The sequence below is a fragment of the Pseudofrankia asymbiotica genome (genome assembly GCF_001983105.1).
Taxonomy (GTDB): Bacteria; Actinomycetota; Actinomycetes; order Frankiales; family Frankiaceae; genus Pseudofrankia; species Pseudofrankia asymbiotica.
This window is the reverse complement of sequence record NZ_MOMC01000038.1, coordinates 114,060-138,217: the sequence shown is the minus strand read 5'-3', so window position 1 is coordinate 138,217 and position 24,158 is coordinate 114,060. Positions and strand designations below refer to the sequence as shown.

General features: G+C 71.2%; 24 protein-coding genes. 9 read left to right on the top strand and 15 right to left on the bottom strand.

Annotation, left to right across the window (positions count from 1 at the left end):
- Positions 1–366: 366 nt before the first annotated feature.
- Positions 367–1,131, bottom strand: a complete 765-nt coding sequence (locus tag BL253_RS19655; protein WP_198946326.1) for an SDR family NAD(P)-dependent oxidoreductase — start codon at positions 1,129–1,131, stop codon at positions 367–369.
- Positions 1,132–1,486: 355 nt separating this feature from the next.
- Here BL253_RS19655 and BL253_RS19650 point away from each other — a divergent pair, with 355 nt between their 5' ends.
- Together BL253_RS19650 and BL253_RS19645 are read left to right on the top strand one after the other, a co-directional pair.
- On the top strand, positions 1,487–1,909 hold the full coding sequence (locus BL253_RS19650; protein ID WP_076818567.1) for a helix-turn-helix domain-containing protein: 423 nt from the start codon (positions 1,487–1,489) through the stop codon (positions 1,907–1,909).
- Positions 1,910–2,043: 134 nt separating this feature from the next.
- On the top strand, positions 2,044–2,418 hold the full coding sequence (locus tag BL253_RS19645) for a GatB/YqeY domain-containing protein (protein ID WP_076818566.1): 375 nt from the start codon (positions 2,044–2,046) through the stop codon (positions 2,416–2,418).
- Positions 2,419–2,442: 24 nt separating this feature from the next.
- On the opposite strand, the gene BL253_RS42355 is transcribed toward BL253_RS19645, so the two are convergent.
- Together BL253_RS42355 and BL253_RS19635 are read right to left on the bottom strand one after the other, a co-directional pair.
- Entirely contained in the window at positions 2,443–2,622 is a 180-nt protein-coding gene (locus BL253_RS42355; RefSeq protein WP_076818565.1) for a hypothetical protein, read from the bottom strand.
- On the bottom strand, positions 2,619–3,566 hold the full coding sequence (locus tag BL253_RS19635) for a quinone oxidoreductase family protein (RefSeq protein WP_076818564.1): 948 nt from the start codon (positions 3,564–3,566) through the stop codon (positions 2,619–2,621). Before BL253_RS19635 ends, BL253_RS42355 begins: the two co-directional genes overlap by 4 nt.
- Positions 3,567–3,654: 88 nt before the next feature.
- Between BL253_RS19635 and BL253_RS19630 the strand changes: the two genes are divergently transcribed.
- Positions 3,655–4,149: a MarR family winged helix-turn-helix transcriptional regulator gene (locus tag BL253_RS19630; protein WP_076818563.1), complete on the top strand. Its 495-nt coding sequence runs from the start codon at positions 3,655–3,657 to the stop codon at positions 4,147–4,149.
- Positions 4,150–4,200: 51 nt separating this feature from the next.
- On the opposite strand, the gene BL253_RS19625 is transcribed toward BL253_RS19630, so the two are convergent.
- The 3 genes from BL253_RS19625 to sigJ form a co-directional block, all read right to left on the bottom strand.
- Positions 4,201–4,809, bottom strand: coding sequence for a Fic/DOC family protein (locus tag BL253_RS19625; protein ID WP_081438471.1), 609 nt, complete (start codon positions 4,807–4,809; stop codon positions 4,201–4,203).
- Positions 4,809–5,402, bottom strand: coding sequence for a Panacea domain-containing protein (locus BL253_RS19620; RefSeq protein WP_076818562.1), 594 nt, complete (start codon positions 5,400–5,402; stop codon positions 4,809–4,811). Before BL253_RS19620 ends, BL253_RS19625 begins: the two co-directional genes overlap by 1 nt.
- 287 nt (positions 5,403–5,689) lie before the next feature.
- Positions 5,690–6,568, bottom strand: a complete 879-nt coding sequence (gene sigJ / locus BL253_RS19615; protein WP_198946325.1) for an RNA polymerase sigma factor SigJ — start codon at positions 6,566–6,568, stop codon at positions 5,690–5,692.
- A 335-nt stretch (positions 6,569–6,903) separates the two neighbouring features.
- On the opposite strand from sigJ, the gene BL253_RS19610 reads away from it, so the two are divergent.
- On the top strand, positions 6,904–7,533 hold the full coding sequence (locus BL253_RS19610; RefSeq protein ID WP_076818560.1) for an LUD domain-containing protein: 630 nt from the start codon (positions 6,904–6,906) through the stop codon (positions 7,531–7,533).
- A 16-nt stretch (positions 7,534–7,549) separates the two neighbouring features.
- Here the strand turns inward: BL253_RS19610 and BL253_RS19605 are convergent, their stop codons facing one another.
- From BL253_RS19605 to BL253_RS19590, 4 genes are all read right to left on the bottom strand, one after another.
- Positions 7,550–9,040, bottom strand: a complete 1,491-nt coding sequence (locus BL253_RS19605; RefSeq protein WP_076818559.1) for an aldehyde dehydrogenase family protein — start codon at positions 9,038–9,040, stop codon at positions 7,550–7,552.
- Positions 9,041–9,089: 49 nt separating this feature from the next.
- Entirely contained in the window at positions 9,090–9,908 is an 819-nt protein-coding gene (locus tag BL253_RS19600; RefSeq protein ID WP_076818558.1) for an SDR family NAD(P)-dependent oxidoreductase, read from the bottom strand.
- Positions 9,905–10,867: a pantoate--beta-alanine ligase gene (locus tag BL253_RS19595; protein ID WP_081438474.1), complete on the bottom strand. Its 963-nt coding sequence runs from the start codon at positions 10,865–10,867 to the stop codon at positions 9,905–9,907. Before BL253_RS19595 ends, BL253_RS19600 begins: the two co-directional genes overlap by 4 nt.
- Positions 10,868–10,941: 74 nt before the next feature.
- Complete coding sequence (locus BL253_RS19590) at positions 10,942–12,033, bottom strand: dihydrodipicolinate reductase (RefSeq protein WP_076818557.1); 1,092 nt, start codon at positions 12,031–12,033, stop codon at positions 10,942–10,944.
- A gap of 191 nt (positions 12,034–12,224) precedes the next feature.
- On the opposite strand from BL253_RS19590, the gene BL253_RS19585 reads away from it, so the two are divergent.
- Both BL253_RS19585 and BL253_RS19580 read left to right on the top strand, forming a co-directional pair.
- Positions 12,225–12,908, top strand: coding sequence for a TetR/AcrR family transcriptional regulator (locus BL253_RS19585; RefSeq protein ID WP_076818556.1), 684 nt, complete (start codon positions 12,225–12,227; stop codon positions 12,906–12,908).
- Between the two features lie 43 nt (positions 12,909–12,951).
- Positions 12,952–14,013, top strand: a complete 1,062-nt coding sequence (locus tag BL253_RS19580; protein ID WP_076818555.1) for a phosphotransferase family protein — start codon at positions 12,952–12,954, stop codon at positions 14,011–14,013.
- A 159-nt stretch (positions 14,014–14,172) separates the two neighbouring features.
- Here the strand turns inward: BL253_RS19580 and BL253_RS19575 are convergent, their stop codons facing one another.
- The 3 genes from BL253_RS19575 to BL253_RS19565 all read right to left on the bottom strand — a co-directional run bounded on the left by BL253_RS19575 (position 14,173) and on the right by BL253_RS19565 (position 17,663).
- Positions 14,173–15,024, bottom strand: coding sequence for a mycofactocin-coupled SDR family oxidoreductase (locus BL253_RS19575; RefSeq protein ID WP_076818554.1), 852 nt, complete (start codon positions 15,022–15,024; stop codon positions 14,173–14,175).
- Positions 15,025–15,124: 100 nt separating this feature from the next.
- On the bottom strand, positions 15,125–15,910 hold the full coding sequence (locus BL253_RS19570; protein ID WP_076818553.1) for an alpha/beta fold hydrolase: 786 nt from the start codon (positions 15,908–15,910) through the stop codon (positions 15,125–15,127).
- Between the two features lie 73 nt (positions 15,911–15,983).
- Positions 15,984–17,663, bottom strand: coding sequence for a flavin-containing monooxygenase (locus tag BL253_RS19565; protein ID WP_241834943.1), 1,680 nt, complete (start codon positions 17,661–17,663; stop codon positions 15,984–15,986).
- Between the two features lie 278 nt (positions 17,664–17,941).
- On the opposite strand from BL253_RS19565, the gene BL253_RS19560 reads away from it, so the two are divergent.
- Positions 17,942–19,594, top strand: coding sequence for a thiolase C-terminal domain-containing protein (locus BL253_RS19560; RefSeq protein WP_076818552.1), 1,653 nt, complete (start codon positions 17,942–17,944; stop codon positions 19,592–19,594).
- A 25-nt stretch (positions 19,595–19,619) separates the two neighbouring features.
- Positions 19,620–20,483: an enoyl-CoA hydratase-related protein gene (locus BL253_RS19555; protein ID WP_076818551.1), complete on the top strand. Its 864-nt coding sequence runs from the start codon at positions 19,620–19,622 to the stop codon at positions 20,481–20,483.
- A gap of 155 nt (positions 20,484–20,638) precedes the next feature.
- On the opposite strand, the gene BL253_RS19550 is transcribed toward BL253_RS19555, so the two are convergent.
- Entirely contained in the window at positions 20,639–21,667 is a 1,029-nt protein-coding gene (locus tag BL253_RS19550; protein ID WP_076818550.1) for an LLM class F420-dependent oxidoreductase, read from the bottom strand.
- Between the two features lie 125 nt (positions 21,668–21,792).
- On the opposite strand from BL253_RS19550, the gene BL253_RS19545 reads away from it, so the two are divergent.
- Positions 21,793–22,575: an SDR family NAD(P)-dependent oxidoreductase gene (locus BL253_RS19545; protein ID WP_076818549.1), complete on the top strand. Its 783-nt coding sequence runs from the start codon at positions 21,793–21,795 to the stop codon at positions 22,573–22,575.
- Positions 22,576–22,786: 211 nt separating this feature from the next.
- Here BL253_RS19545 and BL253_RS19540 read toward each other — a convergent pair whose 3' ends face one another.
- On the bottom strand, positions 22,787–24,106 hold the full coding sequence (locus BL253_RS19540) for an ABC transporter substrate-binding protein (RefSeq protein ID WP_076818548.1): 1,320 nt from the start codon (positions 24,104–24,106) through the stop codon (positions 22,787–22,789).
- Between the last annotated feature and the right edge of the window lie 52 nt (positions 24,107–24,158).

Here is a 24,158-nt window from a genome sequence, read left to right as displayed (position 1 = left end):
CCCAGGACCCAGGGACGGATGGGTGTGCCGTGGGTCCGTCGGCGCCAGAATCCCGGAGTTTCATCGGGCCATGATCTGGTGGGATCTTCGGCGCCAGGACTCCGAAGATCCCACCAGATCATGGATTCGGCCACGGTCCGGTCGGTTCTCAGAGCCGCCTTCCGCATCGGTCACCGGGCTTCGCTCTGTCCCCTGGTGACCGTCCTGGCTGCGGCATGCGTCGTCCGCTCGGAGGGGGATGCCCGCGCGCTGTTCGTCGGGGAGCACCAGGTCGCAGGCTGTGGGCCATCGGTCCTGCCGCCGTGTTACGGCATCGGGACAGCGGGACAGCGGCCGCGTAAGGCGATCGAGCAGGCGCCAGTCGAGTCAGAGGGAGCTCGCGTAGCCGGCGGTGACGCGCATCGTCTCGCCAGTGACGAAGCGCGCCTTGTCGGAGCAGAAGTAGAGCATCGCGTCGACGATGTCCTGCTCGTTGCCCTCGAGATCGAGGAACTGGTGATGCCGGTGGCCCTCGATCATCTCCGGGGTGAACTCGTTCCGGATCGTGTCGGTGACGTGGAGGCCCGGCGCCAGCGCGTTCACGCGTATTCCGCTGGGCCCKAGCTCGCGCGCCCAGGCGAGGGTGAGCGCGCGTACGGCGGCCTTCGTCGCCCCGTAGGCGCCCATGCCGTTGAACGCGGCCGACGAGGAGATGTTGAGGATGTTGGCGCCCGGCCGGCCCTGCATGTGCGGCCGCACGGCGAGGGTTCCGATCATCACGCCCATCACGTTCACGTCGAAGAGGCGGCGCAGCTTGGACACGGGTAGCTGCGCCCAGTTGACGCCGTACTCGAGCGAGTGCAGGCCGGCGTTGTTGATGAGGATGTCGACGCCACCGTGCGCGGCGGCGACGTCGGTGAGCACCAAGTCCCAGGCCGCGTCGTCCGCGACGTCGAGGCGGTAGGCGGATGCCTGGCCACCGGCCTCGGTGATCTCGTGAGCGGCCTTGTCGACCTCGGCCTCATCGACATCGGTCAGGACCGCGTGCGCGCCGAGCGCCGCGAGCGCCCGACCGAACGCGCGACCGAGGCCGCGCGCGCCGCCGGTGATGAGCGCGGCGCGTCCCTCGAACTGGTTGACCCGATCAACCACGACCGCCTCCATGAGTCAGCATATTTAAACTCAGTCAAGATATTGGTCGGACGGTGATCGCACAATCCCGCCTGGGCGGGCGGACCAGGCTGAAGCCCGCGCCTCGATCGGGGACGGTTCCGGCTCGGAGCGCCGGCCCGCACTCCGGTGGGCTCGACGCCGCCAGCCGCGGGACGTCGCGCCGCCGCATCACCCCGCCACCCCGCCACCCCGCCACCCCGCCACCCCGCCACCCCGCCACCCCGCCACCCCGCCACCCCGCCACCCCGCCACCGGAGAGCATCCATTCAGGCGCGACGATCATTCCCGATCGTTACCTAAACTTCCCTTAACGAGACCGTGTTAAGGTGCGTTTGTGGAACGTCTCTACTCAGTGGATCAGGTCGCCGACCTGCTGGGTCTCCATGTGCGGACCGTCCGCGGCTACGTACGGGACGGGAAGCTGAAGGCGGTGCGGATCGGCAAGCAGTACCGGATCGCACACGAGGACCTCGAGGCCCTCACCGGTCGTCCGCTGTCCACACCCACCCCCGAGACGGCCACGCGCCAGCGGCACGTCGAGGTGTCGAGCATCGTCGAGGTCGAGGCGATCAGCGTCGGCACAGCGAGTCGGGTGAGCACCCTGCTCACGGGCGTCGCGGTCCAGCGGGGAGACGCGCCCGTACGGATCGAAACGGTCTATGACGAGGAGCGGGCTCGCATGAAGATCATCATTCTTGCCGACATCGGCGACACCGTGCGGCTGCTCGAGTACRTCAACGCGGTTCTCGAGCCATAAGCGCCATCCACCATGCCTGCGGTGTCGGTCGGCTTTCGTTGTCGACTCGCACGCGTACCGAGTAGGCGCTCACTGGGCCGGCCACCTGTGGACGCGTCTTCTCCGGAGAATTCGGTACCTCGCGAAGGAGAGATATGCCCGCGCACGACGGATGGCTGATGAGAGCGGCACTCCGTGAGGATCTCGTCACCGCGATGAAGGCACGGAACCGCGATGCCGTCACCGCGCTTCGCACCGCCATAGCCGCCATCGACAACGCGGAGGCGGTGGACGCGCCCGGTCACGGCCAGTCGTCCGCCGGCGAGCATGTCGCGGGCGCGCGGGCGGGAGTCGGCGCGACCGAGGCGGTACGTCGTGACCTGGACGCGAACACCGTAGGCGCCATTCTGCGCGCGCAGGTCGGCGAGCGTATTGCCGTGGCCGAGCGTTACGACGCGCACGGACAAACAGATGCGGCCGGCCGGCTCCGCCGGGAGGCCGAAGCGCTCATGAAGTACGTGCGGGAGTAGCGGAGGCGTCGGCTCACTCGCGTACTACAACGCCGACGACCTGGCGATCCCTTGACCAGGTGTCCGGGTGGGGCCGACGGCCAGCGCCGCCTCGCGGACCGGCCGACCGACGACACCGACGAAGACACCGGCGACGCCGCCGAGGACACCGACGACACCGGCGACGCCGAGCACCCGGCCCGGCCGCCGGGCGCGGGCGCTCACCCCACCCTGACGACGCTCTTGCCGCGGGTGGTGCCCCCCTCCAGGTTCGCGATCGCGGTCTCGACGTCGCCCAGGTCGTATTCCGCGGTGATGTCGATGCGCACCGACCCGTCGGCGACCAGGCTCATGGCACGGGTGGCGCTGTCGGCCAGCTTCCTCGGGCTGGTCTGGCTGGCCAGGTTGCTGTTGTACGTCATCAGCGACTGCCCTCGAGCCAGCAGGTCGTTGGTCGACACGGTGACCGGTTCGAAGGTGGCGATGTTGCCATAGGCCACGATTCGGCCGTGCGGGGCCAGCCGCTCCAGGTTCGCGAGGCGGGTGGGGCCGCCGATCGGGTCCAGGATGGCGTCGAACGTCTCCCCGGCCAGGGCGTCGGGGAACTCCTCGCGTACCAGCACCTGGTGGTAGCCGAACCCGTGGGCGTATTCGACCTGGTCGGCGTTGCCCACCACCCCGACGATGCGGGCCGCGCCCGCCGCGGCGGCGAACTGCGCGGCCTGCGACCCGACTCCGCCGGCGGCGGCGTGGATCAGCACGCTGTCCCCGGGCGTGACGGCGGCGACCGAGTTGATCAGGTCGTAGGCGGTCGGGGTGACCCACCCGAACCCGGCCGCCTCACGTGGGTCGACTCTGTCGGCGTTGATCGCCAGCGCCGCGGGCGCGGTCACGACCTCGGCGTAGGCACCGCCGCCGACCAGCGCGGCGACCTGCTCGCCCAGCCGGGTCTCCGCCACGCCCTCCCCCACTGCGACGATCTCTCCCGCCGCCTCGAAACCCGGCACGAACGGGCGCGAGACGGGGAAATGACCYGCGCGCACGAGCACATCGCCGTACTGCACACCCGCATAGGCGACCCGGATCGCGACCTCGCCCGCGCCGGGGACAGGCTCGGCCATCTCGACGACCCAGAAACGATCATCGACGGCCAGTACGACGGCCTTCATCACAATCAAACTCCTGTCTCAACTCAGTATTCTGACACTGATAACTCAATTTGTATCAGGTACCTGAGTCAACTGAGGGGTCTGTGACGTGACCGACGTGCCGGTCGAGGAATATCTGTGCAGCCGCATCCGCCGCGCCGAGCAGGCCCTGATCGGCCACCACGAAGCGGTGCTCCGCGGCTACGGGSTGACCATGCCCCAGTACATGGTGATGCTGACCCTCTCGCGCGAGCAGGCCATGTCCGGAGCACAGCTGGCACGCGCGGGCGGCGTGACACAGCAGAGCATGGCCAGCGTGCTGACCGGCCTCCAGAGCAAGGGCCTCATCGACCGGCGGCCGTCGCCCGTGCACGCGAAGGTCCTCATCGCGACCCTCACCGACGCCGGCCACGACGTCCTCGACCGCGCCTACCGAGAGGTGATCGTGCTGGAACGCGCCCTCACCGACCGGTTCACCGCGGCGGAACACCGGCAGTTCTGCGACCTTCTCGACCGCGCCACCGCCACCCTCGTCGAGCAGACCCCCGGGCGCACCGGGCGCGCCACGTCCTCCCACGTCGCGTTGGACCTGCCCGAGGGATAGCGTCGCGCGGGCACCAGCCCGACCCGCCTCTCGGCTCGACCGTGGTGCGGCCTACTCCAGCCGGGGCTCGATGGCCGGAGCGAGAAGCCTGATCAGCGCGTGTGGCCGCGAGGTCCTGAGGTACTCCGCACAGGCCTTGTCGTTCGCGCGTCGTTGCAGCGACTGCCAGGCGACCGTCCAGCCGGCGTGCGCGGCGAGCTGGCGCAGGAACGCGCGCTGGGTCCGCCCGTTGCCCTCCCGGAAAGGGTGGATGGCGTTCAGCTCGCCGTAGAGCGAGGCGAAGGACATGACGAACCCGTCCCACTCCAGCGGGACCAGGAACCTGCGCACGGCCAGCTTGGCGAACAGCTGGTCGAGCCGCTCGGGAACGGCCTGCGCGTCGCAGAACGACACGTCGCCCTTCGAGATGTTGCCCGTGCGTAGCTGACCCGCCCAGTCGTAGACGTCGCGGAACTGCAGGCGGTGGAACCTCAGCAGGTGCGCCGTGTCGTACGCGCCGGGAACGACCGACGCCGTGAGCTCGGCCGTGCGGATGCCGACCAGCTCGTGCTCGGCCTTGCTCAGCTCCGCCGGGTCCCGAAGGTCGAGCAGGTTGCGCAGGCACGCCGTGCCCGGCCAGCAGTACGGGTCCTCATCCACCTCGGCGTTCACGTCGACCATCACGACACCCTGTACTGGACGATCATCTCGGCGATGATGTCGTCCGCCGCGCGTGTCCCGGCGGCCGCCGCGCGCAGCCGGTCCACCATGTACGGGGCGAGCTCGTGGCCCTCGAGACGCGCGCTGCCCATGGCGACGGCCACCGCCACCTCCGGGGAGGTGCGAAGCCGGCCGTAGTAGTGGGTCATCACCGTCGGGTCGATCACCTTGGCGGAGCGCCGGGCGAGGAGACGCCCCGTGCGGGCGAGCCGCCACGGCGACTCGGTGCGCACGATCCGGGACAGCTCTGCCTCGGAGAGGGGGCCGTACGACCGCAGGGTCCGCTCGATCGCGGCACGTGCCCGCGAGCCGAGCCGTCCCGGGTCGCCGGCCGGCCACCTGGAGGACTCGTGCCGGCCGCGGCGCTGGTCGTGCAGCCGGCGAACGACCGGCCCGCTCATCCACGCCTCGATGTCGTCGTCGAAAAGGTGCTCGCGGTGGTCCGCGAGGTACCAGGCCTGCGCGTAGTAGACGAGCTTCTGGAGCCGCGCGGTCCGCGTCGCGCCCAGGCGCTCCACCAGGTAGGCGGCGACGTCGTCGACGTTCTCCGCCACCTCGCCCTCCCGCTCGGACCGTGACCATGCGGACGTGACCGCTCGAACCTGGCCCGGCCGGCCCGAGGCCGCCCACGTCCGACAACGCCCAGTTTAAGGCGGCCCTCCGCTGGTGACCGTCACGATTCTGGTGATCGCCGCGCGGAGATTCGCGTCTGGCGTGCCGGCTCGCACCTCCCTGTCTGGTCCTTGGCTTGGTCCTTGGCCCTGGTCCTTGGCCCTGGTCCTTGGTCTGGTCCGCCGTGAGGCCGTCTCGCCCAGCGGAGGCGATGGAGTGGCCACGTGCGTCAGGCCATCGTCCAGGGGCGGAGTTTCTCGGGGTTGCGTACCACCCAGATGTCCCTGATCCGGCCGTCCACGATGTGGAAGGCGTGCACCGTGAGGGTGATGCCGTCATGTTGGGAGACCAGGCCGGGCTGGCCGTTGACCGTACGCTCCAGGATCGTCAGGGTGGGTGCCACGCGGGCGATCTCGACGTAGGCGCGCGCGACCTGTTCGCCGCCTTCGATGGGGTGGAGCACGGCGCTGACCAGGCCGCCGCCGTCGGCGATCGCCGTGACGCCGGGGTCGAGGAGGCCGACGAGGGCGTCGATGTCCCTGGCCTCCCAGGCCTGCTTGAAGTCCCTGACGATGCCGGCCTGCTGGGCCGTCGGCGTCGCGGGAGCCCGCGACGCGTGGACGCGGCGGCGGGCCGAGGAGGCCAGCTGGCGGCAGGCCGCCGGCGTGCGGCCGGTGATCTCGGCGATCTCCGCGAAGGGGTAGCGGAAGACGTCGTGGAGGACGAACGCGACGCGCTCGGCTGGGGTCATCGATTCGAGCACGACAAGGAAGGCCATGTTGACCGACTCGTCGAGGGTGACCCGGTCGGCCGGGTCGACCGTGGTGTCGCCCGGCCGTCCGCTGATCCACTCGGTGGGTTCGGGCAGCGGCTCGGGGATCCATTCGCCGACGTAGCGTTCCCGCCGGGCCCGCGCCGAGCCGAGCAGGTCGAGGCAGACTCGGCTCGCGACCGTCGTCAGCCAGGCRCCAGGGGTCTCCACGGCTTCCCGCTGTGGCTGGGACATGGCGTACCAGCGGGCGTACGTCTCCTGGACCGCATCCTCAGCCTCTGCCAGGGAGCCCAGGAACCGGTACGCGAGATTGATCAGCCGAGGCCGCTCACTCATGATCGAAGGCAGGCCGGGATCGGGCCGGCCGTGTTCTGGCTCGGGTCGGCCGTGTTCTGGCTCGGGTCGGGTGGTCATGGTGTCGACGACTCCCTAGGTCGCGGCTGCTCTCACCGGTTCGACGAGACGCCGCGCCGAACTGTGAGGCGGGCGCGTCGCCTGACATCGCGCGCGCCTCCACCTGACATCGCCCGCGCGCCGCCTGACGCTGCCCGCGCCGCCTGACGCTGCCCGCGCCGCCTGACGTTGCCCGCGCGGCGCCTGACATTCCGGAGAGCTGCGTCGTCGTACCGGCGAGAGGGACCCGCCACACCACGACCAGTCCAGGAGACACCATGACCACCTCGATTCCGGCGACGCCGTTCGCCGACCCGGCGACCGCGGAGCGCCTGGAGCGGGCTGCCGCCGCGCTGACGGCGCACGGCTTCACCGTCGAGATCCTCGACGACGCCGCCGCCGCGCGCACCCGCGTCAGGGACCTGATACCCGAGGGCGCCAGCGTGTTCACGGCGGCCAGCGAGACGCTGCGCCTGTCCGGCATCGACGCGGACATCAACACCAGCGGGCGGTACCAGGCCGTCAAGCCACGGGTCCTGGTCATGGACCGCGCCGTCCGCGGTGACGACATCCGCCGGCTGCTCGCCAGTCCCGACGTCGTCTTGGGCAGCGTCGCCGCGGTCACCGAGACCGGCTCCCTCGTCGTCGCCTCGGGTAGCGGAAGCCAGCTACCGGCCTACGCCGGCGGCGCCGCCCGCGCGATCTGGGTCGTTGGGGCGCAGAAGGTCGTACCCGATCTGAGCACCGCGCTGCGCCGCGTCGAGGAGCACGCCCTCCCGCTGGAGAGCATCCGCGCCCAGGCGGTCTACGGGCAGCCCAGCGCCGTCAACCGCCTTCTCGTCCTCAACGCGGAACCCCACCCCGGGCGTGGCACCGTCCTGCTGCTTCGCGAAGCCGTCGGGTTCTGACGCCCCGGCCTCAACTTCAGGCGACGCCCTCGCTGATGATCTTCACCTCGGTGTACTCCTCGAAGCCGAGGGTGCCCATCTCGCGGCCGACGCCGCTCTGCTTGTAGCCGCCGAACGGCACCTCGCAGCTGAAGTACATCCCGCCGTTGACGTTCACGACGCCCGAGCGGATCTTCTCGGCGATCGCGCGGGCGCGCGTGGCGTCGGCGCTCTCGACCGTGCCGGCGAGCCCGAAGATGGTCGAGTTGGCGATCCGGACCGCCTCCTCGTCCGTGTCGAACGGGATGATGACCAGCACCGGGCCGAAGATCTCCTCCTGGGCGATCCGGGCGTTCGGGTCGACGTCCGCGAAGATCGTCGGCTCGACGTAGTAGCCGCGCTCCAGGTGCGCGGGCCTGCCGCCGCCGAGGACGAGGCGGGCGCCCTCGGCCTTGCCGATCTCGATGTAGTCGAGCACCCGGGCGCGCTGCCGGGCGTTGATCAGCGGGCCCATGTAGGTGTTCGGGTCGGCCGGGTCGCCGTAGGGGATGGAACGGAACGCGTCCGCGACCTTGGCGATCGTCTCCTCGTAGCGGGAGCGCTGGACCAGCAGCCGGGTGTTGATCGAGCATCCCTGCCCGGACTGTGCCAGCGACTGGTAGGCGATCATCAGTGCGTTCGTGTCGATGCCGGCGTCGTCGCACTGGATCCAGGCGGACTTGCCGCCGAGCTCCAGGAAGACCTTCTTGACCGTGCCGGCGGCGACGGCCATCAGGTGCCGCCCGACCGCCGTCGACCCGGTGAAGCTGATCAGGTCGACCCGCGGGTCCTCGGCCAGGATCTGGGCGACCGCGTTGTCCGACGTCGGCACGACGTTGAGGACACCCGGGGGCAGGTCCGTCTCCTCGACCGCCAGCCGGCCCAGCGCGGTGGCGCTCCACGGCGTGTCCGGCGCCGGCTTGAGGATGACGGTGCAGCCGGCGGCCAGCGCGAACGCCGCCTTCGCCAGGTTGACCTGCATCGGCGCGTTCCACGGCGTGATCGCCGCGACCACGCCGACCGGCTCGCGGTACTGGTACCGCCGGCTCATCCGGCCCATCGACTCACCGACGCCCAGGTCACGGACGAACTCGTAGCGCTCGGCGAGGTCCGCGGCATAGGTGATGTTGTCCAGGGCGCGGGCGAACAGCGGCACGTCCAGGCTGACGTTCGTCGCGCCGACCTCCGCGCGGATCGTCTCGCGCAGCTCGGGGGCGTGCCGCAGCAGCGCGGCGTGCAGCTGGCGCAGGCAGCGGACCCGCAGCTCGACGTCGCCCGCCCAGGTGCCCTCGTCGAAGGCGGCCCGGGCGGCGGCGACCGCGGCGCCCATGTCCTCGGCCGTCGCGTCGGCCGCGACCCCGACGACCTGTTCGGTCGCCGGGTTGACGTTCTCGTAGGTCCGCCCGCCGGACGCGGGGCGCAGCTCGCCGCCGATGAGCAGCCGTTCCTCGACGAACAGGCCGGACGGAGTGATCACGGGTGTCGACATACGCGCTCCTCGGCGGTGACGTGCCGGTCAGGTGAGGTGTCGATGGCGGTCACGCCGGCCGCGAGGTGGGCGGGGTGAAGCGCGCCACGGTGGGCTGGAAGCCGGTGGCTCCGCCGTCGACGGTGATCTGGGTACCGGTGACGTACTTCGACTCGTCCGAGGCCAGGTAGACGGCGGCGGCGGCGATGTCGGCCGGCTCGCCCAGCCGCGGGAGCACCAGCATGCCGCGGATGACCTGCATGTACTCCTCGTCGGCGAGCAGCCTGCGCATGCCCTCCTCGCCGGTGTAGATGAAGCCGACGATGATCGCGTTGGCGCGGATGTCGTCGGCGCCGTAGTCGGCGGCGAGCTGGCGGGTCAGCACGTTCACGCCGCCCTTCGCCGCCTGGTAGGCGGGCCGGGAACGCAGCGAGCGCAGGCTGGACGACGCCGAGATGTTGACGATCGAGCCGCCGCCCGCGGACCGCATGTGCGGGATGGCGTACTTGCAGGCCCACATCGTGCCGTTGAGCGCCGTGCGGACGATGTAGTCCCAGTCCTCGGTGCTGATCTCGTCGACGTGGTTGTCGCGGCCGCTCGCCGTGACGTCGGTGGCGGCGGCGCTGTTGACGAGAGCGGTGACGGGACCGTAGGTCTCGACGGTCGTCTCCACCGCGCGGGCGACGTCCTGTTCGACGGAGCTGTCGGCCTCGACGTAGGTGACCTGGAGGTCGTCGGCGCGCAGCGTCGCCTCGAGCTCCTTGCCCCGGGCCGGGTTTCGGCCGGTGAAGGCGACCGGCGCGCCCTGCTCGGCGAACATCCGCACGATGCCGGCGCCGATTCCGGCGGTACCGCCGGTGACCAGCGCGACCTTTCCTCGCAGCCTCATTCCGCGCCTTCCTTTGTGTCGTTCCCGGTCGAGACCGCGTCTGTGTCGTTCCCGGTCGAGACCGCGTCGCTCCCGGTCGGGGCTGTGCCGGCGGCGGCCGGGACCAGGGCGGGCTGTTCCGGGACGGTGACGCCGATGTTGTCGACCAGTGGGGTGTCACCGAACGTGGCCGAGACGAGCAGCCGGACGTCGCCCTCGAGGAGATCGAGCGGGTGCAGCGTGTCCGCCTCGACGGCGTGCACGTAGTCCACGGCCGCGGCTTCGCCGATCCGGTCGGCGACCAGACCGGTGACCGCCTTCGCGTCGCGCTCCCCCGCGCGGACCAGCCGGGCCGCCTCGGTCAGCGCGCGGTAGATCACCGGGGCGGCGGCGCGCTGGGACGGGGTGAGCCGCACGTTTCGGCTGGACCTCGCGACACCGTCCGGCTCGCGCACCGTCGGGCAGCCGACGACCGTGGACGCCAGCAGCAGGTCCTCGGCCGCCCGCCTGAACAGGACGAGCTGCTGCCAGTCCTTCTCGCCGGAGTAGTTCGTGCACGGCCCGGCGATGTTCAGCATCGTGAACACCATCGTCGCGAGAATGCTCGCGTGGTCGTGCCYGAGCAGCCCGGGAAGGTCCGGCACGAGGTCCGGCTGGGTGAGGAAGGTGACCGGCCGCCGCGCGTACAGGTCATCGCGCCGCATCACCAGGAAGAGGTCGACGCCGGCGGCGGCCAGCAGTTCCCGGTCCCGTTCGATGTCGCGCTCGTAGATCTGCGCCGACACCGGCGTCCAGTCGAGCTGGACCACGCCCGCGTAGAGGAGAGCGACGACGTCGTTCTCGCGCCGGGCCCGTTCGACGAGCGACAGGTGGCCCTCGTGGATGGCGCCGCTGGTACCGACCATGCCGACGGTGCGGCCCGCGGCCCGGTGGGCGTCCAGCAGCGCCCGGGTCTCCCGGAAGCCATCCAGCGTGAGCATCGACATGCCGGCCGTGCTGGTGACGCCGGCCGCGTTGGCCGTACTGGTCGCACTGGCGGTACCGGCCCTGCCGCTCACGATCGCTTCTCCGCCGGCCTCGCCACCGACGTGGCGCGGTGGGCGAGGGTGGCGGCCCGCGGTGCCGGGACGTCGAGCATGGTCTTCGTTCCCGGCTCGGCGGCGACGAGGATTGGGATGGCGTTGACGGCGCGGGCCGCGTTGAGCGCGGAGACCGGCTCCAGGCCCGGGTCGAAGGCCAGGTCGAACACGCAGGTGATGGTCGGGATCCCGCTGATCTCGACCTTCCAGTTGGGCTCGTCCTCCCGGACCCGCCACCCGGGCGCCAGGCCCAGCCCGACCGTCTGCTCGTTGACGACCTCGTAGAACGGCACGTCGCCGTCCGCGCCGCAGTACGCGGTGAACGTCCAGCGGGCACCGGCGATCGTCCCCTTCCTCACCACCAGCCCGCTGGGCTGGAGCACGGCGTCCTCGAACGCCGCGGCGTACTCCTTCCCGGTCACCCGCACGTCAGTCAGCTCGAAACCGAGACCGGCGGCGACGATCTCCGCCGACTGGCGGATCCCCCAGACCCAGCCCTGGTCGGCCTCGGTGGGCGAGGAGTCCTCGGGGACCGGCAGGCCCATGCCCAGTGCCCCCTGGAGCTGCTGGGCACCCGGGTAGTGCGGCACGTAGTCGCTCTGCCAGCAGCGGATCTTCTCGACCTGGCCGGCGTAGCCGGAGACGAACAGCGGCAGCACGTCGCTGACCAGCCCGGGGATGTTGCCGCCGGCGAGGAACGTCGAGCCGCCCTCGGCGCATGCCCGGTCGAGAATCTCGCGTTCGGCCGGGATGAAGGGCGGCCACCAGCCGCCCATGCTCGAGTAGACGTTGGTCCCCGCGGCCAGGAACCGGGCGATGACCTCCGGCTCCCAGGTCAGCCCGTGCCAGAGCACGCAGTCCGCGCGCAGCGCGACCAGCGCGTCGACGTCCCGGGTCGCCGCGAGCCCGACCGGCCCGATCCCGACCAGCTCGCCGACGTCGCGGCCTTCCTTCTCCGCGTGGTGGACGAGGACGCCGACGAGGTCCAGACCGGGCTCGCCGGTCAGCAGCCTGATCGCCTGCGACCCGACGCCTCCCGTGTAACAGACGACAACCCGAACGGCCATCTCGCTCCCCTCCTTGTCACGTCCGCCCGGTTGGCACGTCCGTCCGGCGGGGGCGCGGCGGGCTCATCGTCACCAGGCGTCTCCGGCAGGTCAATCGTCGTTCAGGAAGCTGAACGCCTGTACAGTCGAGGACGGGCAGTGGGCGAAAGGGCGGCGAAAGCGGAAGCGAGAGCGGAGAGGAGCGGCGACCCATGGGGCGTGCACCCGAGGAGGCGACCCCGGTACGGCCGGATGACCTCACGGCCAGGGCACGCATCCGCAACGCGGCCTTCGCGCTGATCGCGCAGGACGGCGTCGACGCGGCGACGGTGCGGGCCATCGCCCGCCGGGCGGGTGTCTCACCCAGCCTCGTCCTGCATCACTTCGGCTCGAAGCAGGGCGTCGTCGACGAGGTCGCGACCTGGGTGGCCGACGTCCTCGGCGACGTCACCCGGGACACCGACCCCAGGGCGGGTCCGGCCGAGGCGCACCGCCGCCGCCAGCTCCGGTTCGAGCGGATGACCACCGAGACGCCGCTGCTCGGCGCCTATCTGCGCCGGATGCTGCTCGACGGCACCGAGAACGGCCTGGAATGGTTCACCCGCGCGGTCGACGCCTCGGTGGCCGGGCTCAGGCAGCGGGAGGCGCTCGGCATCGCCCGGCCGTCGGCCGACGTCCACGTGACGGCCGCGATGCTGGCCCTGCTGGGGTTCGCGCCGGTGCTGCTCCGGCCGCACCTGGAGCACGCGCTGCGGCTGGACTTCGACGACGAGGACGACCGGCGGCGGTGGCGCGACGCCGAGACGGCGCTGCTCACCTCGGCGCTCTACCCCCGCGGCACCGCCCCGGACGGGGCGTCCCGCGCGGCCGGCGGGCGAGCGGCACCCGATGAGTGATACATATACATCTATTCCCGCTGCGCCAAGGTGAGGTCGGTCGATGGACTTTCAGTTACGCGACCCGGCGGAGACCGCCGGCCGCCTCCGCGCCTGGCTCACCGACGTCCGCGGGCTGGCCGACGTCGAGGTCGGGAACACCGCCATTCCGGCCGGCACCGGCGCGTCCAACGAGACGGTCCTCTTCGACGCGACGTGGTCCGGCCCCGCCGGGCCCGACCGGCACCACCTGGTCGCCCGCATCGCGCCGACCAGCTACGTGGTGTTCCCCGACGACACGTTCGCGCTGCAGTTCCACGTGATGCGCGCCCTGGCCAGCACCTCCGGCGTGCCGATGGCCCGCATGCACTGGTTCGAGCCGGACACGTCCTGGTTCGGCGCGCCTTTCTGGATCATGGAGAGGGTGGCGGGGCAGATCCCCAGCGACACCCCGCCGTACGCGTCGGCCGGCTGGCTCGCCGAGGCGACACCCGAGCAGCAGCACCGCGCCTGGGTCAGCGGGGTGCGCGCCCTCGCGGGCGTCCACACCACGCCGCTCGCCGACCTGCGCCTTCCCCCGGGCATGCTCACGACGCCCGACGACCCGCTGGCCGCCGAGATCGACCGCTACGAGCGGTTTCTCGCCTGGGCCGAGGAGGACAAGCCCTTCGCGCTGGCCAGGGACGCGCTCGCCTGGCTGAGGCGCAACCAGCCCTCGGCGCCCGCCGGCCCGCCGGCGCTGTGCTGGGGCGACGCCCGGCTCAGCAACCTCATCTTCCAGGACTTCGAGGTCGCCGCGGTTCTCGACTGGGAGATGGCGACCGTCGGCGACCCGCTCCTCGATCTCGGCTGGTGGGTCTTCGCCGACGAGACGCTGACCACGGGGGCGGGCCTCACCCGCCTGCCGGGCTTCCCGTCGCGCGAGGAGACCGCCGCGCTCTGGCGTTCGGCCACCGGGCGCTCCACCGACAGCCTCGACTACTTCGAGGTCTTCGCCGGGCTCCGGTTCACGGTGATCATGGTGCGGATGGGAAAGCTGATCGTCGACATGGGTTTCATGCCCGACACCTTTCCCTACGACAACCTGGTCAGCCAGGGCCTGCGCCGAGTCCTGTCACGGGTCTGAGCCGTCCGGGCCGGGTCTGAGCCAAGTCTGTCCCGGGTCTGAGCCGAGGCGGTGGCCCGACGGCCAGGCGCGGCGCGGCGGCCCGACGGCCGGGCGCGGCCGGTCCGAGTCGACGCGGCCGCGCCCGCCGGCCAGTTCGCGGCCGCGCCGACAGCGGGCTCAGAGAGCCGGCTCGCCCTTGAGCATTCCGCCGGCGTCGATGCGCAGGTTGAGGCCGGTGATGTACCTCGCGTCGTCGGAGACGAGGAACAGCACCAGCGAGCTGACGTCGTTCGGCTCGATGTAGGGGATAGGCATGGACTGCAGCACCGGGAAGGCCAGCTCCGCGTCCTCGCGGGTCGGGTTCTCCAGGTCCGGCCGGAACGTCTTGTAGATGCGGTCGTTCTGGAGCAGGTTGGTGTTGACGTTCGTCGGGTGGATGGCGTTGAGCCGCACGTTGTGCGGCGCGAGCTGCAGTGCCAGGACCTCGGTGTACTTCGCCACGGTCTGCTTCGCCCAGGAGTAGCCGACCCCGCCGGTGTTCCCCATGACCTCGGTGGTGCCCTTCATCATCCCGGCGGTGGAACCGGTCAGGACGATCGAGGCACCGGCCTTCAGGTGCGGCAGGCTGACCGCGACGGTGTTCATGACACCGATCAGGTCGACGTCCGTACCGTCGACGAACCCACCGGCCAGCGACAGGTCATCCCACGGGCAGATCCCGGCGTTCCCGAGGACGATGTCGAGCCGGCCGAACCGGGCCAGCCCCTCGTCCAGCGCCGCCCGCAGCTGGGAACGCTCCCGGACGTCAGCCTTCACCGCGACGATGCCCCGCCCCAGCGCCTCGACCTCCTTCACGGTCTGCGCGAGGTCCTCCGGCGTCCCCAGCGGATACGGGACGCTCGCGATCTGCTCACACAGGTCGACCGCGATGATGTCCGCGCCCTCCCCGGCCAGCCTTAACGCATGGCTACGCCCCTGACCGCGCGCGGCTCCGGTGATGAAGGCGACCCTGCCATCCAACTTGCCCATGCCAAGTCCTTCCAGGTGATTCGAGCTGTCAGTACGGTCCGCTCATCGACCGGCTGACCGGCCGGTCGGTCGTTCGTTCGGCCGACCGGGAGACGGGTGGTCAGGCGATCGACGCYAGCCAGGTGGTGACAAGGGAATTGAACTCGGCCGGGCGCTCCTGGTGCAGCCAATGGCCCGCACCCTCCCACGTCACGACGCGAGACCGGGGATCGGTGAAGACGGCCTGCTCGGCGTCGGACCGCGATGGGTCGGCGTAGAAGCTCAGCACCGGGCAGGTACGTCGCCGCAGGTAGGGCTCGCTGTGCGAGCGCAGCGCCATCCCGGTCACCTGGGCCGCCAGCGACTGACTCAGCACGTGGCCCTCCATGCCCGCGATCCTGCGCACCTGCCAGGTACGCAGGGCAGGGTGCCGCGCCGGCGAGTCCATGCCGCCCACCAGCCGCTGGACGAACGGCACCGGGTCCGTGTCGGCGAGCAGGTCCAGCATCGGCCGCATGCCACCGGCCATCTCGTCCGGGAGCAGGTAGGCGGGGTCGACGGCGACCACCGCGGCGACCCGGTCCGGGAAGTCGACGGCCAGGCCGCTGACGACGCTGCCGCCCATCGAGTGCCCGAACGCGACCACCCGGTCGATCCCGAGATGGTCGAGCAGCCCGGCCAGGTCGGCGGCGAACTGGGCCGTCGTGTAGCCCTTCGGGGGCGCGCTGGACCGGCCGTGGCCGCGCAGGTCGACGGCGATCACCCGGTGGCCCGCGACCAGGTGCGGGAGCTGCCAGCTCCAGTCATGGGAGTCGGAGGTGTAGCCGTGGACGAGCAGCAGCGGCAGGTCCCCGCTGCCCTCGTCGGTGAAGAACAACCGGACGTCACCCACGTCGGCGAACGGCACCAGATCCCCCTGTTCCGCGAAGACAAGAACCTCGAAGGCACGAGAGAAAACCTCTCGCGCCTTCTGTGGCCGGTCAGGAAAGCTTGAAGCCGGCGTAGCCGTCGGCGGCGATCTCGCCGCAACGACGCCGGTACTCGGGAAGGCCGAGGGGGTAGGTCGTGTACATCCGTTTCTTGCCCGGCACGTTCGCGCCGTTGTACCAGGAGTTGCAGTCCGGGTGCACGACCACGCTGCCGGCCACCAGGGAGGTGATGCCGTCGATCCACTCGGCCTGCGCCGAGGGAAGCGCCTCCATCGTCCGGTGGCCGCCGGCCCGCACCGCCGAGATGGCGTCGGCGATCCACTCGACGTGGTGCTCCATCGCGGCGACGAAGTTCGAGGCGGCCGACGGGCTGCCGGGCCCCTGGATGGTGAACAGGTTCGGGAAACCGGCGACCTGCAGGCCAAGGTAGGAGATCGCGCCCTCGGTGCTCCAGAAGTCGCGGAGCAGCGCGCCGCCCCGCCCGCGGACGTCGATGCGGGTGAGCGCGCCGGTGAGCGCGTCGAACCCGGTCGCGAACAGGATGACGTCGAGCTCGTAGAAGCCGCGCTCGGTCCGGATGCCCGTCGGGGTGATCTCCTGGATCGCGCCCTTGCGGAGGTCGACGAGCGTCACGTTCTCGCGGTTGAACGTCTCGTAGTAGCCCTGGTCGATGATCGGCCGCTTGCAGCCGAACGGATAGGTCGGCGTCAGGGACGCCGCGGTCTCGGGATCCCGGACGATGCGCGCGACCGCCTCGCCGTACAGCGCCGTCGCCAGCTTCCCCGCCTCGGGGTCGAACATGACGTCGCTCCAGTACAGCGCGCCGGTGACGCCGCGCTCCTCGATCGCCCGCAGCTGTTCCTCGCGCGACGCGGCCAGCAGCGACGGGAACTCGCGCATGTTGACGAGCACCGAGAAGGCGCTGAGCCGGGCCGCTCCGACGTGCGCGGTCAGCTGCGCCGCGCGGATCTCGTCGTATCTCGCCTTCAGCCCCGCCAGCTCGCCCGGCTCGTAGGAGCGCGCCGGCGAGGGCAGCGTGTAGGCGGCCGACCGCTGGAACACGTACAGGTGGTCGGCCTGCTCGGCGACCACCGGGACCGCCTGCACGCCGGTCGACCCGGTGCCGACGATCGCCACCCGTTTCCCGGTGAGGTCGAACCCCTCCCGCGGGTACCGGTTACTGAACAGCGTGGTGCCGGCGAAGGTGTCAAGCCCCGGGATGTCGGGGGCGAGCGGCGCGGACAGGATGCCGGTCGCGGCGACGACGAACGGGGCGACGAACCGCTCACCGGCCTCGGTCTCCACCAGCCACGACGCCTCGTCCTCGTCGAACGTCATCGCGACGACGCGGGTCTCGAACTGGATGTCGCGGCGCAGGTCGAGCCGGTCGGCCACGAAGTTCAGGTAGGCCTCGATCTCCCGCTGGCCCGGTAACAGCTCCGTCCAGTTCCACTCCTGCTCGAGCTCGGCGGAGAAGCTGTAGGAGTACTCGATGCTCTCGATGTCGCAGCGCGCGCCCGGGTAGCGGTTGAACAGCCACGTCCCGCCGACCTGGTCCGCCGCCTCGAGCACCCGCACCCGCAGGCCGAGCCCGCGCAGCTTGTGGAGCAGGTACAACCCMGAGAACCCGGCGCCCACCACGACGGCGTCGTACGGCTCGGCCCCGGCGCTTCCCCGCGGACGATCCCGGGCCGCCACCACGTCCGCGTCGCTCACAGCCACGTCGCTCACAGCCACGCCCCTGCCGGTCTCGTCATACGCCCCGATAAGTATAGATATTTTCGCTCGACGGCCAGGACGTCAAGCCACGGCCCCGGAGCCGCCCGCGGGTGACCGCGCCACCCCGGGCCGGAGCGGTCCCGCCGCCACCGCTCCCGCGGGGCACCGTCGTCGGCGTCGTGCCCGCACGCCAGACCAGCCGTGATACATCCATATGTAACCGCCAGGGGCCGGGGGGCGCRCACCGATCCGCCCGCCCCTGGCCACGCCGTCCCCGAGGAGCGAACATCGTGCGGCTTCTTCCGCGGCTGACGCCGGCGAACAAGGGGTTCTGGACGTCGGGCGCCGACGGCCGGCTACGGATCCAGGGCTGCGGCGACTGCGGCACGCTCGTGCACCCGCCCACCCCGATCTGCCCGAAGTGCCGAAGCCGGGCGCACGCGCCGACCGAGGTCTCCGGGCGGGGCACCGTCATCGGCTTCACCGTGAACGCCCAGCAGTGGCTGCCGGGCTTCGAGCCGCCGTACGTCGTCGCCGTCGTCGCGCTGGCCGAGCAGCCCGACGTCCGCCTCACCACGAACATCGTCGGCTGCCCGCCGGAGGACGTGCACGTGGGCCAGGAGGTCGCGGTCCGGTTCGAGCGGCACGAGGACGTGTGGCTGCCGCTGTTCGAGCCGACCGGCGGCACCGACCCGGTCGACCGCGTCCCCGCGCCCAGCCGGCCGGTCCCCCGCCCGCCGGTGAGCGACGAGCGGTTCGAGCACCGGGCGGTGCTCTCCGGCGTCGGCCGCTCCGCGCTCGGCCGCCGGCTCATGGTCGACCCGCTCTCGCTCACGGTCGACGCGTGCCTCGCCGCCGTCGCCGACGCCGGCCTGACCCTCGCCGACATCGACGGGCTGTCCACCTATCCCGGTGGGGACGGCGCCGCCGGCGGGATGAGCGAGGGCGGGGTCACCGCCGTCGAGGAGGCACTGCGCCTGCAGCCGACCTGGATCAACGGCGGCATGGACATACCCGGCCCAGGCGGCGCCGTGATCGCCGCGATGCTGGCGGTCGCGAACGGGCTGTGCCGGCACGTGCTCTGCTTCCGGACGGTCTGGGCCTCCACCTTCACCGCCCTGGAGCGCGGCGGAGGCGGCGGAGGCGGCGGAGGCGAGGGCGGCGGCCGGGTCTCCGGGATGTTCGAGTACCGGGCGCCGTTCGGAGCGATGTCGGCGGCGAACTGGATCGGCATGAACGCCAACCAGTACCTGCGCCGCTACGGCGCGAGCCGCGAGCTGTTCGGCGCGATCGCCCTCAACGGGCGGGCGAACGCGGCCCGCAACCCGGCGGCGATCTACCGGAGCCCGATGACGATGGACGACTACCTGTCCGCCCGGATGATCAGCTCACCGTTCGGCCTGTACGACTGCGACGTGCCCTGCGACGGGTCGATCGCGATCATCGTCTCGGCCGCCGAGACCGCACCCGACCGGCCCCGGCCGGCGATCCGCGTCGAGGCCGTCGGGACGCAGATCCTCGAGCGCGTCTCCTGGGACCAGGGGACGATCACCCACGAGCCGCAGGTCCTCGGCCAGGCCGCGCACCTGTGGACCAGGACCAGCCTGCGCCCCGCCGACGTCGACGTGGCCCTGCTCTACGACGGCTTCACCTTCAACGCGGTGTCCTGGCTGGAGGCCCTCGGCTTCTGCGGGCTCGGCGAGGCCCAGGACTGGATCGACAAGGGCCGCCGCATCGCCCTCGACGGCGAGCTCCCGCTCAACCCGCACGGCGGGCAGCTGTCCGAGGGCCGCACCCACGGCTTCGGCTTCCTCTACGAGGCGGTCACCCAGCTGCGCCACGAGGCGGGCGAGCGCCAGGTCGCCGACGCGCGGACCGCCGTCGTGTCCACCGGCGGCGGCACCCCGTCCGGCGTCCTGCTGCTCCAGCGCGACCAGGGCTGAATCTCCTCATGGCTGAGGTCTCCTCATGACAGAGCCTCGCGCGTTCGAGGACGTCCGCCTGGACATCGACGACCCGGTCGCGGTCGTCACGATCGACCGTCCCGAGAGCATGAACGCCTTCCGTGGCCGGACGCTGCGCGAGCTTCGGGAGGCCTTCTCCCTCGCGGAGCGTGATCGGCGGGTGGTCGGGATCGTGCTCACCGGCGCGGGGGACCGAGCCTTCTCGGCCGGACTCGACGTCGCCGTGCTGCACGCCCAGGTCGCCGGGGACGGCGCTGCCGCCGAGGCGGCGGACGACGGCTGGCGGGGGCCGTTCCCCGGCTCCCCCGCGATGGCCGACATGCGGCGGATGCTCACCTGGCCGCTGGCGATCCGCAAGCCGGTGATCGCGGCCGTGAACGGCGTGTGCGCCGGCGGGGCCTTCCTGCTCGCCGCGGCCTGCGACCTGCGGTTCGCCGCCGACACCGCGCGCTTCACGACGGTCTACTCCCGGCGCGGCCTGATCGCGGAGCAGGGCATCAGCTGGCTGCTCCCGCGCCTGGTGGGGCCGGCCCACGCCCTCGACCTCCTGTGGTCATCCCGGTCGGTCCCCGCGCGGGAGGCGCTGGCCATCGGACTCGCCCAGCGCGTCGTCGAGCCCGGCCGCCTGCTGGACGAGTGCCGCGAGTACGTCGCGGAGCTGGCCCGCGTCGCGTCACCGCACTCGATGATGGTGTCGAAACAGCTCGTCTACCAGCATCTTCAGCAGGCGCTCGGCGACGCCGTCGACCAGACGGACATCCTCATGCGGGCGTCGTTCGAGGGGACCGACCCCGCCGAGGGGGCCATGTCGTTCCTGGAACGCCGCGACCCCAGGTTCGAACGCCTCGACCTGCGGCCACCCACCTGAGCCCGGCGGCCAGCCGCCACCAGCCGGCTCGCGACTGGTAGATCGCCGCCACCGTGTCGCCGCGGTTGTGAATCGGGCCAGATCACGACCGCTACGACACGGTCGCGGCGGTCATGAGTCGTCGTGGGCGCGGGAAGACCGTGGGCGCCTTGGCGCTAGCTGGAGCGCGCGGCGCCGGGGGCGCGCACCGCTTCCAGCACCGCGCCGGCCGTCTCGGCGGGCGTGGCCGGGGGAAGGGTCAGCATGACCCGGTCGACGACGCCCTCGAAGCGGTCCCGGACCCGGTCCGCGAGCGTGTCCAGGGGCGCGACGACGACGAAGGCGTCGAGGATCTCGTCGTCGACCAGCCCGCCCATCGCCGCCCACTCGCCCCGCAGCGACAGCGCGCGCAGCTCGGGCTGCAGGTCGCCCCACCCGTGCAGGTCGAGCACCGCCCGGTAGGCGGGGGTCGAGCCGTAGAACGCGATCCGCTGGCGCATCGCGTCGGCGGCGGCCTCGACCTCGGCGTCGCCCCGGCCGGTGGCGACGAACGCCGGGCAGCAGACCTGGATGTCGCCGCGGTCACGGCCGGCGCGGGTGACACCGTCGAGCAGCGCCGGGAGGGTCGCCTCCTGGAGGTACCGGCGGGTCGTGAAGGCGTGGGTGTGCACACCGTCCGCGACCTCGCCGCACATCCGGGTCATCGCCGCGCCGACCGCCGCCCCGAAGATCCTCGGATCGCCGTGCGGATGTGGCTCGGGGACGAACATCGGCGTCATGAGCGTGTGCGTGTAGTACTCGCCCTCGAAGCGCAGCGGCGTCCCGTCCCGCCACGATTCCCAGATCGTCCGCAGCGCGAGGATGAACTCCCGCATCTGGCTGACGGGCTTCCCCCAGGGCATGCCGAACCGCTTCTCGATGTGCGGGCGCACCTGCGAGCCGAGCCCGAGGACGAACCGCCCCCCGGAGTAGGACTGCAGGTCCCACCCGAGCTGGGCGACCGACATCGGGTTGCGCGCGAACGCCACCGCGATACAGGTACCGATCTCGATCCGCGACGTGTGCTCGGCGGCGAGCACGAGCGGCAGGAACGGGTCGTGGTTCACCTCGCCACACCACGCGCCGTCATAGCCCTGCCGCTCCAGCGCGCCCGCCGCCGCGGGCACCTGGGCGAGCACGGACGGCAGTCCGCCATCGATCCTCATGGCACCGACACTAGCCAGGAGGCGTCAAAAAGTTTAGATATATATTCCTCGGCCGAACGGCGAGGGCGCGCTGGTCGCCCGCTGATCCTCGCGCCGACCCAATGATCGCCAACGAGGGGAGATCCATGGCCAGGCTTCAGGACAAGGTCGCCATCGTGACGGGAGCCGCCGGCGGGCTCGGCTCGGAGACATGCCGACGCCTGGTGGCCGAGGGAGCTCGGGTCGTCGCCGCCGACATCAACKGCCGGGGCGCCGAGCGGCTGGCCGGCGAACTTGGCGACGCCGCCGTCCCCTTCGAGTTCGACTTACGGGACGAGGCACAGGTCCGCGATCTCATCGACTCGACCGTCGAACGCTTCGGTCGCCTTGATCTACTGCACAACAACGCCGTGACGGCGGGGCGGAGCGACGGCATGGTCGAAGATGCCGACGCCAAGGTATGGGACCTCGCGTACGAGGTGAACCTGCGCGGCTACATGTTCGGCTGCAAGCACGCGATCCCGCACATGAAGAAGGCGGGCCGCGGAGTGATCGTCAACATGGCGTCGGACTCCGCTCTCGCGGGAGACATGATGCTCTCCGCGTACGGTTGCACCAAGGCTGCGGTGATCACCCTGACACAGTACGTCGCGACRCAGTACGGCAAGGATGGCATTCGCTGTGTCTCGGTCACCCCAGGGGCGATGCTGACGGACAGCATGCGCAACCACATGGGAGTCGAAGGTGTCGCCATGCTGGAGAACCATCATCTGACGCCCCGGCTCGGCAGGCCGAGCGATCTCGCGGGGCTCATGGTCTACCTCGCGAGCGACGAGGCCGAATTCCTGACCGGGATCAACATCCCGCTCGACGGCGGCTACTACTCGCACCTGCCCACGACCGCGGATCTGCGCCGCGTCCAGCGCTGAGTGGGCCGCACGAAGGACGATGCCGAGCGGCTGTTCGAGGCCAGGCACATTCGCCAGCCCGGTCGGGCGAGCAGCGCGGTCGGGCGAGCGGTGGCGCCGGCCGGGCCAACGGCGCGTTCGTCTCGTCGTCCACGAGACGAATGTGCCGCCGCCAGGCCGACGCCCTGGGGGCGCATCCGAAGGGGAGACGCCCGGGCCTATGTCTGGACCGTCAGTCCTCGACGGGTGTGTTGCCCGTCGGCCGGTAGGGCAGCGTGGGGTCGCCGTGCTCGTCCAGCGTCGTCAGCAGGGTGCCGCGGACGCAGACCGCCGGCGTCAGCGCGTACGCCTTGCCGTTGCACCGGTAGGTCAGGCCACCGCCGGCGGGCAGGGGCTGGTTGGGTGCCGACTTGATCTTCGCGACGATGGCCGCCGGTGTCAGGTCCCCGGTGATGCCGTCGAGGTCCGCGTACATGGACATCATGGTCAGGTACACGGTCGCGCCCACCGAGTTGCTGAGGTCGATGTCGTGRCCGTAGGTCTCGGCGATCGCCTTCCACAGGTTCAGGTCCTTGTTGGAGTCATCGCCGAGGGCCAGCGGCGAGCCCATCGACACGCCCTTGAGACGGCTTCCGATCGCCTTGCGCGAGCTGTCGGTGACGCACTGGTTGAGAACGCTGATGGGGCCGGTGAAGTTCACCGCGCGCAGGCCGTCGAAGGCCGCGATGCAGAAGGCGTCGTTGCCGAGGATGTGCACCTCGGTCGGGGTGCCCTTCGCGACGTCGGCCAGCTGGGGGGTCATGTCGGCCGTGCCCGGCGGCACCTTGATCAGGTTCAGTTCGATGCCGGCGTCGGCGAACGCCTGCTTGCCGACGGCCTCGTAGAAGCCGGTCGCCTGCGGGACGTCGATGACGACGGCCGTGACCTTCTTGAGGTTGTGCTCCTTCGCGACCCCGATGGGCAGGTCGGCGAGGCCGGCGATCTGGCTGGCGAGCGAGAAGGTCGAGGTGGGGTCGAGCAGGGCGGCCGTCTCGGTGGTGCCGTAGGTGAAGACAGGGATGTTGGCGTCGTGCAGCGGCTTCCACACCTGCGCCATGGTCGTGATCTCGCCGAACACGGCCATCGAGACGTCCGCCTGGACCAGCTGGTTGGCGCAGTCGGTGGCCTTGCCCGGGTCGGCCTGGGTCYCGCAGCTGACCAGCTCGATCGGATGCCCCGCGATACCCCCGCGATGCTCGTTCAGATACTTCGTGATGGCCTTCGCGGCCTCGAGCTGGATGGTGTTGTCGAACGCCGGCGTCTTGCCGTCGCTGAGCGTGCCGATCTTGATCGGCGTACCGGTCGCCACCTGCTTCGGGCCGAGCAGCGAGGCGTTCGCGCTGTCACTGGAACCGCCGGAGCCGGCGGAACCGCTGGAGCCGTTGGAGCCGCCCGAGTCGCTACCCCCACACGCCGCGCCGACGAGCGCCAGCACCGCCGCGGCCGCCACCACCGCCACGTGTCGCATCCCGGGCAGCCGGCCTAAGCCGGCGGGCCTGCTGGTGTGATCCATGATTCTCCCTGCTGGGTCGACCAACGCCGCGTCACCGGATCCGCCGGGGCCG

Coding starts and splice junctions, on each gene's coding strand:
- BL253_RS19600 (WP_076818558.1), bottom strand. CDS start 9,908: ATGAGGCTGCGAGGAAAGGTCGCGCTGGTCACCGGCGGTACCGCCGGA.
- BL253_RS19555 (WP_076818551.1), top strand. CDS start 19,620: ATGACAGAGCCTCGCGCGTTCGAGGACGTCCGCCTGGACATCGACGAC.
- BL253_RS19575 (WP_076818554.1), bottom strand. CDS start 15,024: ATGGGCAAGTTGGATGGCAGGGTCGCCTTCATCACCGGAGCCGCGCGC.
- BL253_RS19550 (WP_076818550.1), bottom strand. CDS start 21,667: ATGAGGATCGATGGCGGACTGCCGTCCGTGCTCGCCCAGGTGCCCGCG.
- BL253_RS19605 (WP_076818559.1), bottom strand. CDS start 9,040: ATGTCGACACCCGTGATCACTCCGTCCGGCCTGTTCGTCGAGGAACGG.
- BL253_RS19585 (WP_076818556.1), top strand. CDS start 12,225: ATGGGGCGTGCACCCGAGGAGGCGACCCCGGTACGGCCGGATGACCTC.
- BL253_RS19580 (WP_076818555.1), top strand. CDS start 12,952: ATGGACTTTCAGTTACGCGACCCGGCGGAGACCGCCGGCCGCCTCCGC.
- BL253_RS19590 (WP_076818557.1), bottom strand. CDS start 12,033: ATGGCCGTTCGGGTTGTCGTCTGTTACACGGGAGGCGTCGGGTCGCAG.
- BL253_RS19645 (WP_076818566.1), top strand. CDS start 2,044: ATGCCCGCGCACGACGGATGGCTGATGAGAGCGGCACTCCGTGAGGAT.
- BL253_RS19610 (WP_076818560.1), top strand. CDS start 6,904: ATGACCACCTCGATTCCGGCGACGCCGTTCGCCGACCCGGCGACCGCG.
- BL253_RS19625 (WP_081438471.1), bottom strand. CDS start 4,809: ATGGTCGACGTGAACGCCGAGGTGGATGAGGACCCGTACTGCTGGCCG.